At 70.0% G+C, this 13,702-nt stretch carries 12 protein-coding genes; 3 read left to right on the forward strand and 9 right to left on the reverse strand.

Annotated elements, in window-relative coordinates:
* Nucleotides 1-50 precede the first annotated feature (50 nt).
* Nucleotides 51-1,106: a P1 family peptidase gene (locus RPQ07_RS21440; protein ID WP_313945794.1), complete on the reverse strand. Its 1,056-nt coding sequence runs from the start codon at nucleotides 1,104-1,106 to the stop codon at nucleotides 51-53.
* The gene (locus RPQ07_RS21445) at nucleotides 1,103-2,308 is read right to left on the reverse strand and encodes a low temperature requirement protein A (RefSeq protein ID WP_313945795.1); all 1,206 of its coding nucleotides are present in this window, start codon (nucleotides 2,306-2,308) and stop codon (nucleotides 1,103-1,105) included. Before RPQ07_RS21445 ends, RPQ07_RS21440 begins: the two co-directional genes overlap by 4 nt.
* Nucleotides 2,309-2,688: 380 nt before the next feature.
* Here RPQ07_RS21445 and RPQ07_RS21450 point away from each other — a divergent pair, with 380 nt between their 5' ends.
* Nucleotides 2,689-2,895: a hypothetical protein gene (locus RPQ07_RS21450; protein WP_313945796.1), complete on the forward strand. Its 207-nt coding sequence runs from the start codon at nucleotides 2,689-2,691 to the stop codon at nucleotides 2,893-2,895.
* Nucleotides 2,896-2,965: 70 nt separating this feature from the next.
* Here RPQ07_RS21450 and mscL read toward each other — a convergent pair whose 3' ends face one another.
* The 6 genes from mscL to RPQ07_RS21480 all read right to left on the reverse strand — a co-directional run bounded on the left by mscL (nucleotide 2,966) and on the right by RPQ07_RS21480 (nucleotide 9,030).
* A complete protein-coding gene (mscL, locus tag RPQ07_RS21455) occupies nucleotides 2,966-3,439 on the reverse strand; it encodes a large conductance mechanosensitive channel protein MscL (RefSeq protein WP_313945797.1) in 474 nt (157 codons plus the stop codon).
* Between the two features lie 162 nt (nucleotides 3,440-3,601).
* Complete coding sequence (locus tag RPQ07_RS21460) at nucleotides 3,602-4,024, reverse strand: RcpC/CpaB family pilus assembly protein (protein ID WP_313945798.1); 423 nt, start codon at nucleotides 4,022-4,024, stop codon at nucleotides 3,602-3,604.
* 266 nt (nucleotides 4,025-4,290) lie between these two features.
* The gene (locus RPQ07_RS21465) at nucleotides 4,291-5,130 is read right to left on the reverse strand and encodes an S-methyl-5'-thioadenosine phosphorylase (protein ID WP_313945799.1); all 840 of its coding nucleotides are present in this window, start codon (nucleotides 5,128-5,130) and stop codon (nucleotides 4,291-4,293) included.
* 158 nt (nucleotides 5,131-5,288) lie between these two features.
* On the reverse strand, nucleotides 5,289-5,630 hold the full coding sequence (locus RPQ07_RS21470) for an FmdB family zinc ribbon protein (RefSeq protein ID WP_313945800.1): 342 nt from the start codon (nucleotides 5,628-5,630) through the stop codon (nucleotides 5,289-5,291).
* Nucleotides 5,631-5,698: 68 nt separating this feature from the next.
* A complete protein-coding gene (locus RPQ07_RS21475; RefSeq protein ID WP_313945801.1) occupies nucleotides 5,699-6,967 on the reverse strand; it encodes an MFS transporter in 1,269 nt (422 codons plus the stop codon).
* A 614-nt stretch (nucleotides 6,968-7,581) separates the two neighbouring features.
* Nucleotides 7,582-9,030 carry a potassium/proton antiporter gene (locus RPQ07_RS21480; RefSeq protein WP_313948968.1) on the reverse strand — a complete coding sequence of 483 codons (1,449 nt, stop codon included), beginning with the start codon at nucleotides 9,028-9,030 and terminating at the stop codon, nucleotides 7,582-7,584.
* A gap of 266 nt (nucleotides 9,031-9,296) precedes the next feature.
* Here RPQ07_RS21480 and RPQ07_RS21485 point away from each other — a divergent pair, with 266 nt between their 5' ends.
* Nucleotides 9,297-12,131 carry a penicillin acylase family protein gene (locus tag RPQ07_RS21485; protein ID WP_313945802.1) on the forward strand — a complete coding sequence of 945 codons (2,835 nt, stop codon included), beginning with the start codon at nucleotides 9,297-9,299 and terminating at the stop codon, nucleotides 12,129-12,131.
* Here the strand turns inward: RPQ07_RS21485 and RPQ07_RS21490 are convergent.
* Complete coding sequence (locus RPQ07_RS21490; RefSeq protein WP_313945803.1) at nucleotides 12,112-12,705, reverse strand: 5-formyltetrahydrofolate cyclo-ligase; 594 nt, start codon at nucleotides 12,703-12,705, stop codon at nucleotides 12,112-12,114. The genes RPQ07_RS21485 and RPQ07_RS21490 overlap by 20 nt on opposite strands.
* Before the next feature lie 94 nt (nucleotides 12,706-12,799).
* Here RPQ07_RS21490 and galU point away from each other — a divergent pair, with 94 nt between their 5' ends.
* A complete protein-coding gene (galU, locus tag RPQ07_RS21495; protein WP_313945804.1) occupies nucleotides 12,800-13,702 on the forward strand; it encodes a UTP--glucose-1-phosphate uridylyltransferase GalU in 903 nt (300 codons plus the stop codon).

The following is a 13,702-nucleotide window of genomic DNA, read 5'->3' on the forward strand; positions in this document are numbered from 1 at the left end:
AAAACGAAGGGGCTCATTGTGAAGTTCCCCGCACTCGACGGACCGTCATGTCACGTAGGTCTGCCGATGTCGTACAGCTCCCGGTACGCGGGGAAGACCCCGCCCGGTCCCTCGATGCCCTGTGCCGCGAGGACCGCCTGCACGATGGCCCGCGTCACCACGTCCGCGCCGGCCGCGAGAACGTCGTTGAGCGCGAGGGGATTCGCCGCATCCAGCGGCATCGCACCGGTGGCGAGGGTGAACACGGTGTCGCCGTCGCTGAGGAGATGCACCGGCCGTACGGCGCGCGCGATGCCGTCGTGCGCGGTGCCCGCGAGCTTCTGCGCCTGGGCGCGGGTGAGGGCGGCGTCGGTGCCGACGACGACAAGGGTGGTGTTGAGCGGTGGTGGGCCGCCCGCCGCCCGTGCCTCCTCCAGCCGCCGGGTCGCGGCCGCGTGCACCTCCGCGGTCGGATACCGCACCGGCCCCTGGATGTACTGCCCGTAGAGCACGCCGGTGGCCGGATCGACCGCAGAGCCCGCCGCGTTCGCGACCACGAGGGCCGCGACCGTGACGCCGGAGTCGAGCACCGTGCTCGCCGTGCCGACACCGCCCTTGAGGCCGCCGATCACAGCGCCCGTGCCTGCCCCGACGCCGCCCGTCGCGACCCGCGCGCCGGTCTCCGTGCGAGCGGCATCCTCGACGGCCGCCCGCCCGGTCGACGCATCGGGCCGCGCCTTCCAGTCACCGCCGCGGCCCAGGTCGAAGACACAGGCGGCCGGCACCACCGGAACGACCCGGCCGGGTCCGCCGACCGGAACGCCCCGCCCCTGCTCCTCCAGCCAGGCCATCACACCGGCCGTCGAGTCCAGCCCGAAGGCGCTGCCGCCGGTCAGGACCACGGCGTCGATCCGTTGAACCAGATTGCGCGGGTCGAGCGCGTCCGTCTCATGTGTACCGGGGCCGCCTCCCCGCACGTCGACGGCAGCGATCGCCCCGCCTTCGGGAGCGAGGACGACGGTGGTGCCGCTGAGCGCGCCGTCGCCCGCCACGCGCGCGTGGCCGACACGCAGCCCGGCCACATCGGTCAGTGCGTCGTGGCGGGTCCTGTCCGCTGACTGGGTCATGTCCCTTGCGTATCACGGGGATAGGCGTCCGGGTGCTGGGTGCTCAGGAACAGGCCCACGGCCACCGTGGCCGCCGAGGCCAGCCCTGCCAGCAGGACGGCCGCATCACCCGCGAACGTACAGGCGAGGATCACCGCCGCGCCCGCCGGCAGGTCCAGCTGCTGCGCCTTGCCGCGCTTGAAGTAGCGCGCGTGCAGCAGCCAGACCATGAACATGAACAGCGCCGCCGGGACGGTGACGGCCGCCGCCGCGGCGAAGGAGCTGATGTGGGCCTTTCCGATCGCGTGCTCGACCGCCACCTCGATGCCGGCACCGATCGCGGCGGCCGACCCGAAGATCAGGAGGTGCCCGTAGCCCCAGGGGATGGCCTGCCGGTTGGAGACCAGCCGTTCGTGGGCCGGCACGGCGAAGTAGATCCACCAGGCGGAGAACACGATCAGCAGACCGCCGCCCGCGATGGGCAGCAGCTTCCCGAGAGCCTCGTTCTCGTCCAGCGCGGACTGCACGGCGACGGTGCTGGCGGCCATCGTCTCGCCCAGCACGATCAGGGTGAAGAGGCCGTACCGCTCGCTGATGTGGTGAGCGTGCCACGGCGTCTGATGGTTGCGTTCGGCGATCATCGGGATCAGCAGTTCGGCCACGACCACGACGAGGAACAGCCAGCGCTTCCAGTCGTCCGGCACGAACAGCAGAACCACCCAGCCGGCCTGGCACACCACCAGGCTGGCCGCGTACGTCAGCGTCGTCCTTCTGGCCGGGCCGCTCTCGGCGGCGGCTGCTCGCAGCCACTGCGTCGTCAGGGCCGCGCGCATGATCAGGTACCCGACGACGGCAACGGTCCAGTCGTTGTCGTTGAAGGCCCGGGGCACCCCGGCCGCGTAGACGAGGACGCCGGCGATCTGGAAGAACGTGGCGATCCGGTAGGGCACGTCGTCGCAGTCGTACGCCGAGGCGAACCAAGTGAAGTTCATCCAGGCCCACCACACGCCGAAGAAGACGTAGGCATAGCCGATGACGCCGGTGCCGGGGTGCCCCTCGGCGAGGGCGTGGACGAGCTGAAGGCCCGCCTGGGCCACGGCGACGACGAAACACAGATCGAAGAAGAGCTCGAGCGGTGTGGCCGAGCGGTGCTCCTCGTCGCGACTGCGGGGAGTCATGCGGCGCAGTGGCCCGAAGCCGGGTCCGGTGGCTGAGGACGTCATGTACCCAGCACAGCAGAGCGGGCGCGCCCCGGCACCCAGAGGCGCGGCACCCAGACGCGCGGCGACCATCCCGTCCCGCACGTCCGGGGTGCGGCACCGGTGCGCGGGGCGTCAGGCGAGGAGCGGACCCGGGTGCGGCCAGGGATGCGGGCCGATCCCATGCGGTCCGGACGCGGCTCGGGCCGCGAGCAGGGGCTGGATCGGGGGCTGGGGCTGGATAAGGGCCCGGCGATCGGACCGGGCCGGGCCGGATCGTGCTGTTCGGGTCGCGACCACGGATCGTGCTGTTCGGGTCGCGACCACGGGTCGGGCGTGGGTCGTGGTCGCGGGCCGGGTCTCGGCCGCGAGGAGGGGCCTGGCCGTCGCCGTACCCTGGAGGCATGAGTGCCGCCCCCGCCCCCGGACCGCGAGACGCGAAGCAGCCCCGGCAGCAGCCCCCGAAGCCGAGGATCGACTTCGACGATCCGCTGGACCAGCAGTCCTCGGACGATACGGACCGCGGGTGGGGCGAGCGGCCCTCCGCGAGCGGTGGGAGCGCCGATGATCTGGCGCGCTTCCTCGACGAGAAGCCGCCCCACCACATCTGAGCCCCGCCACGTCCGAGCCGCCCCGCCCGAGCCCACCCCCTCCGAACCGGCGCGCTCCAGGTCAATACACCTAGGGGCGGTCGTGCCCCGAACCGCGCTGCGACTGAGCCACGACGGCGTCGCGGATCTCCTTGAGCACCTCCAGCTCGCTCAGCTCGACGATCTCCTTCGCGCCTTCCTTCGCCGCGTCCCGCTCCGCCTTCCTGGCCAGGTACTTGGACATCGGGAGCACCATCAGGAAATAGACGACGGCGGCCGTGATCAGGAAGGTGAGCGTCGCGCCGAGGACGGAACCCCACATGATCTTGATGCCGTCGATCTCGCCGTTCACCTCCCGGCAGGTTCCCTTGAGGCAGGAGCTGTAGGAGTCGAGGTTCTTGGTGCCGAAGGCGCCGACCAGCGGATTGATGACGCCCTTCACCACGGCGTTCACGATCTGGGTGAATGCCGCACCGATGACGACCGCGACGGCCAGGTCGATGACATTGCCGCGCATCAGGAAGGCCTTGAAGCCCTCCAGGACGCTGACCTTCTTCTCGCTCACCAATGAACCCTTCTTCGCATGTGCAGGTCACCGAAACAAACCCTCGCAACCTACGACAGCGCCCGGTCGTACTGTCCAATCGCCGGGGGGAGGGGAGGTGACCTGACGGCACGCCAGTGCGACTGGTGACCGACCACCGGGGTCTCGTCGCTCGCGTCGGGGTCAGCACACCGTCACCGCCAGACGGGAGGTCGTGCCCGCGCCGGCGAGCTGGGCCGCGGTGGCTCGTGGAACGGACAGCACGACCAGGGCGCCGCTGTCGGCGGTGGAGTCCGCCGAGTCCGGTACTTCGGCCACCCGGGCGCTGGTGGCGACGACTCGGGCAACCGCTGTCCCCTGCCCCGCGGGGGAGTTGGGCGCGGCGATCACATCCACCCGGTCACCCGGCCGCAGGAGCCGCACGGTCGCCGCATCCGCGATCCGGACGGGGGCGGACACCATCTCGGCGGCGGGCTTCGCAGCTCGCGGCGGAGAGGCCGCACGGGCCCCGCCACCGGGAGCGTCCGCTCCCCGGGCGCCCGATGCCGCAAGGGCCGCCGCCGTCAGGGCGAGACCGGCCGCGAGCGCCCTTCGGCGGCGACGCATCGCCCTCCGCAGCCGATGTGCTCCGCCGCGCACGCGCAGCGGAGCGAAGGGCGGAACGCCCGTGGGAGCGGGCGCGGAAGAGGGAGGCAGGAGCGACATGGCACGTACCACCTGTCGTGAGAAGGGGAGTCGAAGGACCGAACGGTCCTCACGATCCACCTCTCACGCGCCTCCCGCCGGAGCCTGTGGACGGTCCACCGCATGTGGACAACTCCCTCACCCCGGCGGGCGACCCACCCCAGCCACCCGATCAACCACCGTCCCTCTCAGGGCAGTTCGATCCCCAGGTCCCAGCCGTCGTGCGCGTGCGTGCACAGGCAGTCCCGGTCCTCGTTCGCCGGCAGCGCGCCCACCGCGTCGAAGAGCACCTCGCGCAGCCGCCCCACGTTCTCGCCGAAGACCCGCAGCACCTCGGTGTGGGAGACGCCCTCCCCGGTCTCGGCGCGCGCGTCCAGGTCCGTGACCAGGGTCAACGACGTGTAGCAGAGACCCAGTTCACGGGCGAGGACGGCCTCCGGGTGTCCGGTCATGCCGACCACCGACCAGCCCGCCGACGCGAACCACTTCGACTCCGCACGCGTGGAGAAGCGCGGTCCCTCGATGACCACGAGCGTTCCGCCGTCCACCGGCTCCCACTCCCGCCCGCGCGCCGCCTTGAGGGCGACCGCGCGCCCCGCGGGGCAGTAGGGGTCGGCAAAGGTCGTGTGCACGACGTTGGGGATGCTTCCGTCGGGCAGCGGGAGCCCGTCGAAGTACGTCTGCTCGCGAGCCTTCGTCCGGTCCACCAGCTGGTCCGGAACGAGCAGCGTGCCGGGCCCGTAGTCCGGGCGCAGCCCACCCACCGCGCACGGGCCGAGCACCTGCCGTGCGCCGACCGAGCGCAGGGCCCACAGATTCGCGCGGTAGTTGATGCGGTGCGGCGGGAGGTGGTGCCCGCGTCCGTGCCGGGGCAGGAAGGCGACCTTCCGGCCGGCCACCTCACCGAGGAAGAGGGAGTCGCTCGGACTGCCGTACGGGGTGTCGACCTCGACCTCGGTCACGTCCTCCAGGAAGGAGTAGAAGCCGGAGCCGCCGATCACGCCGATCTCTGCGTTCGCGTTCGCCATACCGATCACACTATCGACGCGGCAGAGGGCCGAGGGCAGGGCCGTGGGTCATACCCCGACGAGCCCGGCAGGCGCGCCGCGACGAAACGCATCCGAGCACGAATACGCCGAGGACCCCGCCGTACGGAAGGCGGGGTCCTCGGAACGAAAGCAGTGGGTCAGGCGGCCGAGCTGCCGGAGCTCGACGACGAGCTCGAGCTGCTGGAAGAGCCGGACGAAGACGACGAAGAAGATGACGTCTTCGAGTCGGACGTCTTCGACTCCGAGGTCTTCGTGCCCGTCGACGAGGACGTCGTCGACGACGGCGAGCTGCTGGACGACGAGCCGCGGCTGTCGTTGCGGTAGAAGCCCGAACCCTTGAAGACAATGCCGACGGCTGAGAACACCTTCTTGAGGCGTCCCTCGCAGTTGGGGCACACGGTCAGGGCGTCATCGGTGAACTTCTGCACCGCCTCGAGGCCCTCGCCACATTCGGTGCACTGGTACTGGTAGGTCGGCACTGGTCTTCCTCCTGGCACTCTCACTCAATGAGTGCTAACGACGGTCCATAGTGACGTATTCCGCTGGATCAGTCCACCGCCACCGGCACGCGGTGACCGACGCCACGCGCCATGATGCGTCCCGGGTTCTTCGGTGAGAGCCGCGAACGCAGGGCCAGCAGGGTGACGAGGGCGAGTGCGGTGCCCGCCAGCGGGACGACGAATCCGGCGCTCGCGCCGTGCGCGTCGGCCAGTCGTCCGGCCACCGTGACGGCCGCCGCCTGGCCGAGGGCCACCGCGCCGGTGAGCCAGGTGAAGGCCTCGGTGCGGGCCGTGGCCGGGACCAGCGGTTCCACCAGCGTGTAGCCGCTGATCAGCGCCGGAGCGATGCAGAGGCCGACGATCAGCCCGAGTCCGCCGAGCAGGGCCACCGAGTGGACCGACCAGAGGAGGGAGGCCGCCAGGGTGAGCCCGGTGTAGCCGATGATCATGCGGCGGCGCGGGCTGCTCTTCCAGGCGATCGCGCCGCAGGCGATGCCGGCGAGCATGTTGCCGGCCGCGAAGACGCCGTACAGCAGTCCGTTCGCGCCGGGGTTGCCGATCTCCTCGGAGAAGGCCGTCAGCGAGACCTGCATGCCGCCGAAGACGGACCCGATACCGAGGAAGGCCACCGCGAGGACCCGTACGCCCGGCACGGACAGTGCGGAGACGCGCGGTGCGGAGTCCGCGGTGTGGGGACGGACGGCAGGCTGCGTACGGCTCTGGGCCGCGAAGAGCAGACCGCCGGCCAGGGTCAGGGCGGCTTCGGCGATCAGGCCGGCCGCCGGGTGTACGCCGGTGCAGAGCGCGGTCGCGAGGACCGGTCCGACGACGAAGGTGAACTCGTCGGTGACGGACTCGAAGGCCGCGGCCGTTGGCATCAGCGGCGAACGTTCGAGCTTGGCGGCCCAGCGCGCACGCACCATCGGGCCGATCTGCGGCACCGAGGCACCGGCCGGAACGGCGGCGGCGAACAGCGCCCACAGGGGGGCGTCCGCCAGCGCGAGAGAAGTGAGGGCCGCGACGGACGCGGCGTGCACCAGGACGCCCGGCAGCAGGACGGCGCGCTGGCCGAAACGGTCGGCGAGCTTCCCGCTCTGCGGTGCGAACAGTGCCATGGAGACACCGGTGACGGCGGCGACGGCTCCGGCGGTGCCGTACGAACCGGTCGTGTGCTGGACCAGCAGGACGATGCCGATGGTCAGCATCGCGAAGGGCTGTCGTGCGGCGAAGCCGGGGAGCAGGAAGGTCCAGACGCCGGGAGTGCGCAGCAGCTGCCCGTAGCCCGGGCGCTTGCCGGTGGTGACCGTGGATGCCACGGTCCGTGCCTTTCTGCCGCCTGGTAGCGCTCCCCTGGATGTACGGGAGCCGCCGAGAGCTGTCCTCTTGCGCGGAACTGCGGTAGATGCCAGGGCCCATGGAAGGGGCACGCCGGCCGCCATACGGTCGCGCCAGCTCTGCGTCAGGCAGAGTTGGTCGATCAAGTGTGCCTTCATGGTACAGGTGATGCGGGGTGCCGTGCCTGGGAAATGCGCCACACTCCCGGATGTACACCTGGGATTAATCGGACGTACGCGAAGTGGCGCGGAGCCCGGCCCGGCGTAACCCATCCGCTGCCCGAACGGGCTCGGCTTCGCGTGGGCCCGCACCGCAACGCGGCACGTGCCCGACCGCCGGCAGGGGGCGTGCAGGGTCGTCCCCGCAGGGGATCGGCGGCAACACCCGGGTGCTCAATACAGAACGCTGTACGCCGCCGACCCCGAGGAGTCGAGCCCGGAGGGCCCCCGGACCCGACGCCGCACAAGCACCCGCGCCCCAAGCGCCTGGCCCCGCCCCAGGGACCCGACGCCGTACAAAAGCCCGCGCCCCCAAGCACCCGCCCCCCGGACCCACGCCGCACAAGAACCCGACGCCGCACAAGCCCCCGCCCCCGTCAGCTGAGTCCCCCCGTCCCCAGCCACCCCGCGAGCTTGCCGCCCTGCCCCACCGCCCGCAGGCGTCGCTCGGCCGCGTCCCGGACCGGATCCGTCGCCACGACCAGCAGCTCGTCGCGCCGCCTCAGCACGGTCGAGGGCAGCGGTACGAAACTCTTGCCCTCCCGCACGACCAGGGTCACCGCGGAGCCCGCCGGCAGCCGCAGCTCCGCGACCTCCACGCCGTGCATCTTCGACTCTTCCGGGATGGACACCGAGAGCAGATGTCCGCGCAGCCGCTCCAGGGGCGCCGACTCGACGCCCAGGTCGGCGGCGTCCGTGGAGCCGAGTTTCAGCCACTTCGCGAGCCACGGCAGCGTCGGCCCCTGGATCAGGGTGTAGACGACGACCAGCACGAAGACGATGTTGAAGATCCGGTCGCTGCCCTCCACGGCCGCCACCATCGGGATGGTGGCGATGATGATGGGCACGGCGCCGCGCAGGCCCGCCCAGGACATCAGCACCTGTTCCTGGCGCGGGATGCGGAACGGCAGCAGGCTGATCATGACCGACACCGGACGCGCCACCATGGTCAGCACCAGGCCGACCACGACGGCTGGCCAGAAGTCGTCGATCAGTTCGTGCGGGGTGACCAGCAGGCCCAGCAGGACGAACATGCCGATCTGGGCGATCCAGCCGAGACCCTCGGCGAATCCGCGGTTGGCCGGCGCGTGCGGCAGTTTCGCGTTGCCGAGGACCATCGAGGCCAGGTAGACGGCGAGGAATCCACTGCCGTGGGCCATGGCGCCGGCCGCGTACGCCACCACCGCGATCGCCATCACCGCGATCGGGTACAGACCCGACGCGGGCAGCGCCACATGCCGCAGTCCGAAGGCTCCCAGCCAGCCCGCCGCCAGTCCGATGCCCGCGCCGATCGCCAGCTCCAGCGCGATCTTGCCGACGAGGACGTACCACTCGTCCACCGGACCGGCCGCGGAGAACGCGACCACCAGGATCACCACGGGGGCGTCGTTGAAGCCGGATTCGGCCTCCAGCACACCCGTCACCCGGGATGGCAGCGGGACCTTGCGCAGGACGGAGAAGACGGCCGCAGCATCGGTCGAGGAGACCACCGCGCCGATGATGAGCGCCTGCCGCCATTCCAGGCCGACGAGATAGTGGGCACCGGCGGCGGTGACGCCCACGCTCACCGCGACGCCGACGGTCGACAGCGCGACCGCCGCGGGCAACGCGGGTTTGACCTCCTGCCACTTGGTGCCCAGACCGCCCTCGGCCAGGATCACCACGAGCGCGGCATAGCCGATCACCTGCGTCAGTTCGGCGTCGTTGAAGGTGACGTCGAAGATGCCGTCCTGCCCGATGGCGACGCCGATCCCGAGATACAGCAGCAGGCTGGGAAGCCCGCTGCGCGAGGAGACGCGGACCGCAGCCACGGCGAAGAGCAGGATCAGCGAGCAGATGAGCAGGAGTTCGTTGAGCTGGTGGACAGTCAGTGGCCGATCCTTCCCCTCGCGCCTACGTGCCGGAGCGCTCCTCCAGCAGGCGACACTTCGTTACCTTACCTAATCTTTAACGTTTTCTTGACGCCCTGGATCACCTGTTCGATGGATCGGTCCGTTGGCCTGCTTACGGATACCGCGTCCGGACCGCCTCGACGCTGCGCCTATGGTTGCTCCAGCACTCCCAGGATCAGCCTGCGCCTCGAAGGACAGCGATGCCCGCCAACACAACCGCCTCTTCCCCCAAGAAGAAGAAGGGGCGACGCGCCCGCCTGCTCGTGATCGTCCTGGTGCTGGCGCTTCTGGCGGGTATCGGGTTCGGCACGTACTGGAGCATCAGTACGGTGCGCGCCTCGTTCCCGCAGACGACCGGGTCGATAGAAATCGACGGACTCAGCGGCCAGGTCGACGTCAAACGCGACGACTTCGGCATCCCGCAGATCTATGCGGACACCGACGAGGACCTCTTCCGCGCCCAGGGCTTCGTCCAGGCACAGGACCGCTTCTGGGAGATGGACGTCCGCCGCCACATGACGGCCGGCCGGCTCTCGGAGATGTTCGGCTCCGGCCAGGTCGACACGGACGCCTTCCTGCGCACGCTCGGCTGGCGCGAGGTCGCGCAGCAGGAGTACGACAAGATCCTGTCGCCGCAGACGAAGAAGTTCCTCCAGGCTTACGCCGACGGCGTCAACTCCTATCTGAAGGGCAAGGACGGCAAGGAACTCTCCGTCGAGTACGCCGCCCTGTCCTTCACCAACGACTACAAGCCCGAGCCCTGGACGCCTGTCGACTCGGTGGCCTGGCTCAAGGCGATGGCGTGGGACCTGCGCGGCAACATGCAGGAGGAGATCGACCGCTCGCTGCTGACGAGCCGGCTCGACCAGAAGCAGATCAAGGACCTGTATCCGGACTATCCGTACGACCGGAACAAGCCGATCGTGGACAAGGGCGGCATCGACCCGGTCACGGGCAAGTTCGACCCCGAGGCCGAGCCCTCCGGCGAGTCGGACGGGTCCTCCGGCGGCGACGGCGACAACGGCACGGGTGACGGCACCGGCAGCGGTTCGGGCGACAACGGCTCCGGCCAGGGCACCGGCAGCGGTCTGAACAACGGCGGCGGTGGCAGTGCGGCCGACGCCGCGCAGGGCCTGAACTCCCAGCTCTCGGCGCTCTCGAAGACCCTCGAGACCATCCCGGAGCTGCTCGGCCCGAACGGCAACGGCATCGGTTCCAACTCCTGGGTCGTCTCGTCCAAGTACACGACGACCGGCAAGCCGATGCTGGCCAACGATCCGCACCTGGCGCCCCAGCTGCCCTCGCTCTGGTACCAGATGGGCCTGCACTGCCGGAAGGTCTCGGCCTCCTGCCAGTACGACACCGCGGGATACACCTTCTCCGGGACGCCGGGCGTGATCATCGGTCACAACCAGAACATTGCCTGGGGCTTCACCAACCTCGGCGCGGACGTCACCGACCTCTACCTCGAGAAGATCAGCGGCGACAGTTACCAGGTCGGCAACCAGCAGAAGAAGCTGACCACCCGCAAGGAGGTCATCAAGGTCGCCGGGGGCAAGAGCAAGACGATCACCGTCCGCTCCACCGGTCACGGCCCGCTGGTCTCCGACCGCAGCACCGAACTGGAGAAGGTCGGCCAGCAGGCGCCGGTCACCAACGCTCCCGACCGCGCCACCGGCTACGGCGTGGCACTCCAGTGGACCGCGCTCCAGCCGGGCAAGTCGATGGACGCGGTGTTCGAGCTGAACCGCGCCAAGGACTTCAAGACCTTCCGTGCGGCGGCCAAGAACTTCGAGGTCCCCTCGCAGAACCTCGTCTACGCGGACTCCGCCGGCACCATCGGCTACCAGGCGCCCGGCAAGATCCCGGTCCGCGCCAAGGGCGACGGCTCGGTGCCCGCTCCCGGCTGGGACCCGGCGTACAAGTGGAAGGGGTACATCCCCTACGACGAGCTGCCGTTCGAGGAGAACCCGGACCGCGGCTACATCGTCACCGCGAACCAGGCGGTGATCGACGCCGAGAAGTACCCCTACCTGCTGACCGAGGACTACGGCTACGGCGCCCGGAGCCAGCGGATCAACGACCTCATCGAGACGAAGATCCAGGGTGGCGGCAAGATCTCCACCGAAGACATGCGCACCATGCAGATGGACAACAGCAGCGAGATCGCCGAGCTGCTGACGCCGTATCTGCTGAAGATCGACATCTCGGACCCGTACGTCCGTGAGGCGCAGAAGCTGCTGGAGGGCTGGCGCTACACCCAGGAGCCGGACTCCGGTGCCGCCGCCTACTTCAACGCGGTCTGGCGCAACGTCCTCAAGCTCGCCTTCGGCAACAAGCTGCCCAAGGAGCTGCGCGTCGAGGGGCAGTGCCTGAACGTCCTGCCCGCCGACAGCACGGCGCCCGAGGACGAGCTCACCGAGCGGGTGCGCGAGTGCGGCCAGCGCGATACGGACACGGCTCAGCCCGACGGCGGGGACCGCTGGTTCGAGGTGGTGCGCCGGATACTCAAGGACGAGAAGAACCCGTGGTGGCACTCGCCGGGCAACCGTACGGAGAAGCCGACCGACACCCGTGACGAGCTGCTCGCCCGGGCGATGGACGACGCCCGCTGGGAGCTGACCGCCGAGCTGGGCAAGGACGCCTCCCGCTGGAGCTGGGGCCGTCTGCACCAGCTGACGCTGAAGAACCAGACGCTCGGCACCGAGGGCCCCGGCTTCCTCCAGTTCGTGCTCAACCGTGGCCCGTGGAACCTGGGCGGCGGCGAGGCCGCGGTCAACGCCACCGGCTGGAACGCGGCGGGCGGCTACGACGTCGTCTGGGTGCCGTCGATGCGGATGGTCGTCACCGTCGGGGACTGGGACAAGTCGGGCTGGATCAACCTGACCGGTGCCTCCGGGCACGCCTACAGCGCGCACTACACCGATCAGACGGACAAGTGGGCCGACGGCGAACTGCTCGACTGGTCCTTCAGCGAGCAGGCGGTGTCCGCGAAGACGGTGGACACCCTGAAGCTCATTCCCCGAAACGCCTGACGGCATCGGGTGTGACGACGGCATGGACGGGGTGGTCGTGCGGTTCCCGCGGAACGTGCGCGACCACCTCGTCCGCGTACAGCAGCACCACCAGCGCGGGATCGGCGCCGGCCGCCGCGAGCCGGGCGAGCACCCGGTCGTAGGAGCCGCCCCCGCGGCCGAGCCGCATCCCCTGTCCGTCCACGGCGAGCCCGGGAAGGAGCACGGCATCGGCCTCCAGCACAGCATCCGGCCCGAGCCGCGCCCCGTCCGGCTCCAGCAGCCCGCGCCCCGCGCGCACCAGTTGCTCGGCGCCCTCGTACACGGCCCAGTCCAGGTCGTTGTCCGGCAGCAGGACGGGCAGCAGCACGCGTACGCCGCGGGCGCGCAGCGCGTCGAGCAGCGCGCGGGTGCCCGGTTCGCGGCCGACCGAGACATACGCGGCGACCGTGGCCGCCTCGGCCAGTTCGGGCAGGGCGAGCGCCTGTCGCGCGAGGACCGCGGCGGCGGCGCGGACGTCCTCGGGGGACAGGAGGCCGCGTGCGTCCAGGAGTTCACGGCGAACCGCACTCTTTCCGGACAAGTCACTGCACATGGTGACTTCACAAACCTCTCGTATACGTCTTTATGAGAAGGAAGTTAACCGGAGGCTCATCTTCAGCCCATACTCACCGGTTATTGTGCAGCGCATGACTCCTCCGAAGCCCAGGATCAGCAAGGCTGTCATCCCGGCCGCCGGTCTCGGCACGCGGTTCCTGCCCGCCACGAAGGCCACTCCCAAGGAGATGCTGCCTGTCGTCGACAAGCCCGCGATCCAGTACGTCGTCGAGGAGGCGGTCTCCGCCGGTCTCTCCGACGTGCTGATGATCACGGGCCGGAACAAGCGGCCGCTGGAGGACCACTTCGACCGGAACTACGAGCTGGAGCAGGCGCTCACCCGCAAGGGCGACGAGAGCCGGCTGAAGAAGGTCCAGGAGTCCAGCGACCTGGCCACCATGCACTATGTGCGCCAGGGCGATCCGCGCGGCCTCGGTCACGCCGTCCTGTGCGCGGCACCGCACGTCGGCGACCAGCCCTTCGCCGTCCTCCTCGGCGACGACCTCATCGACCCGCGCGACCCGCTGCTCGCCCGCATGGTCGAGATCCAGGAGCGGGAGGGCGGCAGCGTCATCGCCCTCATGGAGGTCGACCCCGCCCAGATCCACATGTACGGCTGTGCGGCCGTCGTGGCCACCGGCGAGAGCGACGTGGTCAAGGTGACCCAGCTGGTCGAGAAGCCGGAGGCGTCCGAGGCCCCGTCGAACCTCGCCATCATCGGCCGGTACGTCCTGGACCCGGCCGTCTTCGACATACTGCGGGAGACCGCGCCCGGCCGCTCCAACGAGATCCAGCTGACCGACGCCCTGGAGAAGCTCGCCGAGGACGAGACGATCGGCGGCCCGGTGCACGGCGTCGTTTTCCAGGGCCGCCGTTACGACACCGGCGATCGAGGCGACTATCTGCGGGCCATTGTCAGACTGGCGTGCGAACGTGATGACCTGGGACCCGAGTTCCGGACCTGGCTCCGCAGTTTTGTGATTGAGGAGATGTAA

It is taken from the genome of Streptomyces sp. AM8-1-1 (genome assembly GCF_032229325.1).
In the GTDB taxonomy this organism is placed as follows: Bacteria; Actinomycetota; Actinomycetes; order Streptomycetales; family Streptomycetaceae; genus Streptomyces; species Streptomyces achmelvichensis.

Excerpts from the sequence above, each read along its gene's own strand:
- RPQ07_RS21445 (WP_313945795.1), bottom strand. The coding sequence starts at position 2,308 with ATGACGTCCTCAGCCACCGGACCCGGCTTCGGGCCACTGCGCCGCATG.
- RPQ07_RS21460 (WP_313945798.1), bottom strand. The coding sequence starts at position 4,024 with ATGCGTCGCCGCCGAAGGGCGCTCGCGGCCGGTCTCGCCCTGACGGCG.
- RPQ07_RS21490 (WP_313945803.1), bottom strand. The coding sequence starts at position 12,705 with ATGTGCAGTGACTTGTCCGGAAAGAGTGCGGTTCGCCGTGAACTCCTG.
- galU (WP_313945804.1), top strand. The coding sequence starts at position 12,800 with ATGACTCCTCCGAAGCCCAGGATCAGCAAGGCTGTCATCCCGGCCGCC.
- RPQ07_RS21465 (WP_313945799.1), bottom strand. The coding sequence starts at position 5,130 with ATGGCGAACGCGAACGCAGAGATCGGCGTGATCGGCGGCTCCGGCTTC.
- RPQ07_RS21485 (WP_313945802.1), top strand. The coding sequence starts at position 9,297 with ATGCCCGCCAACACAACCGCCTCTTCCCCCAAGAAGAAGAAGGGGCGA.
- RPQ07_RS21440 (WP_313945794.1), bottom strand. The coding sequence starts at position 1,106 with ATGACCCAGTCAGCGGACAGGACCCGCCACGACGCACTGACCGATGTG.
- RPQ07_RS21450 (WP_313945796.1), top strand. The coding sequence starts at position 2,689 with ATGAGTGCCGCCCCCGCCCCCGGACCGCGAGACGCGAAGCAGCCCCGG.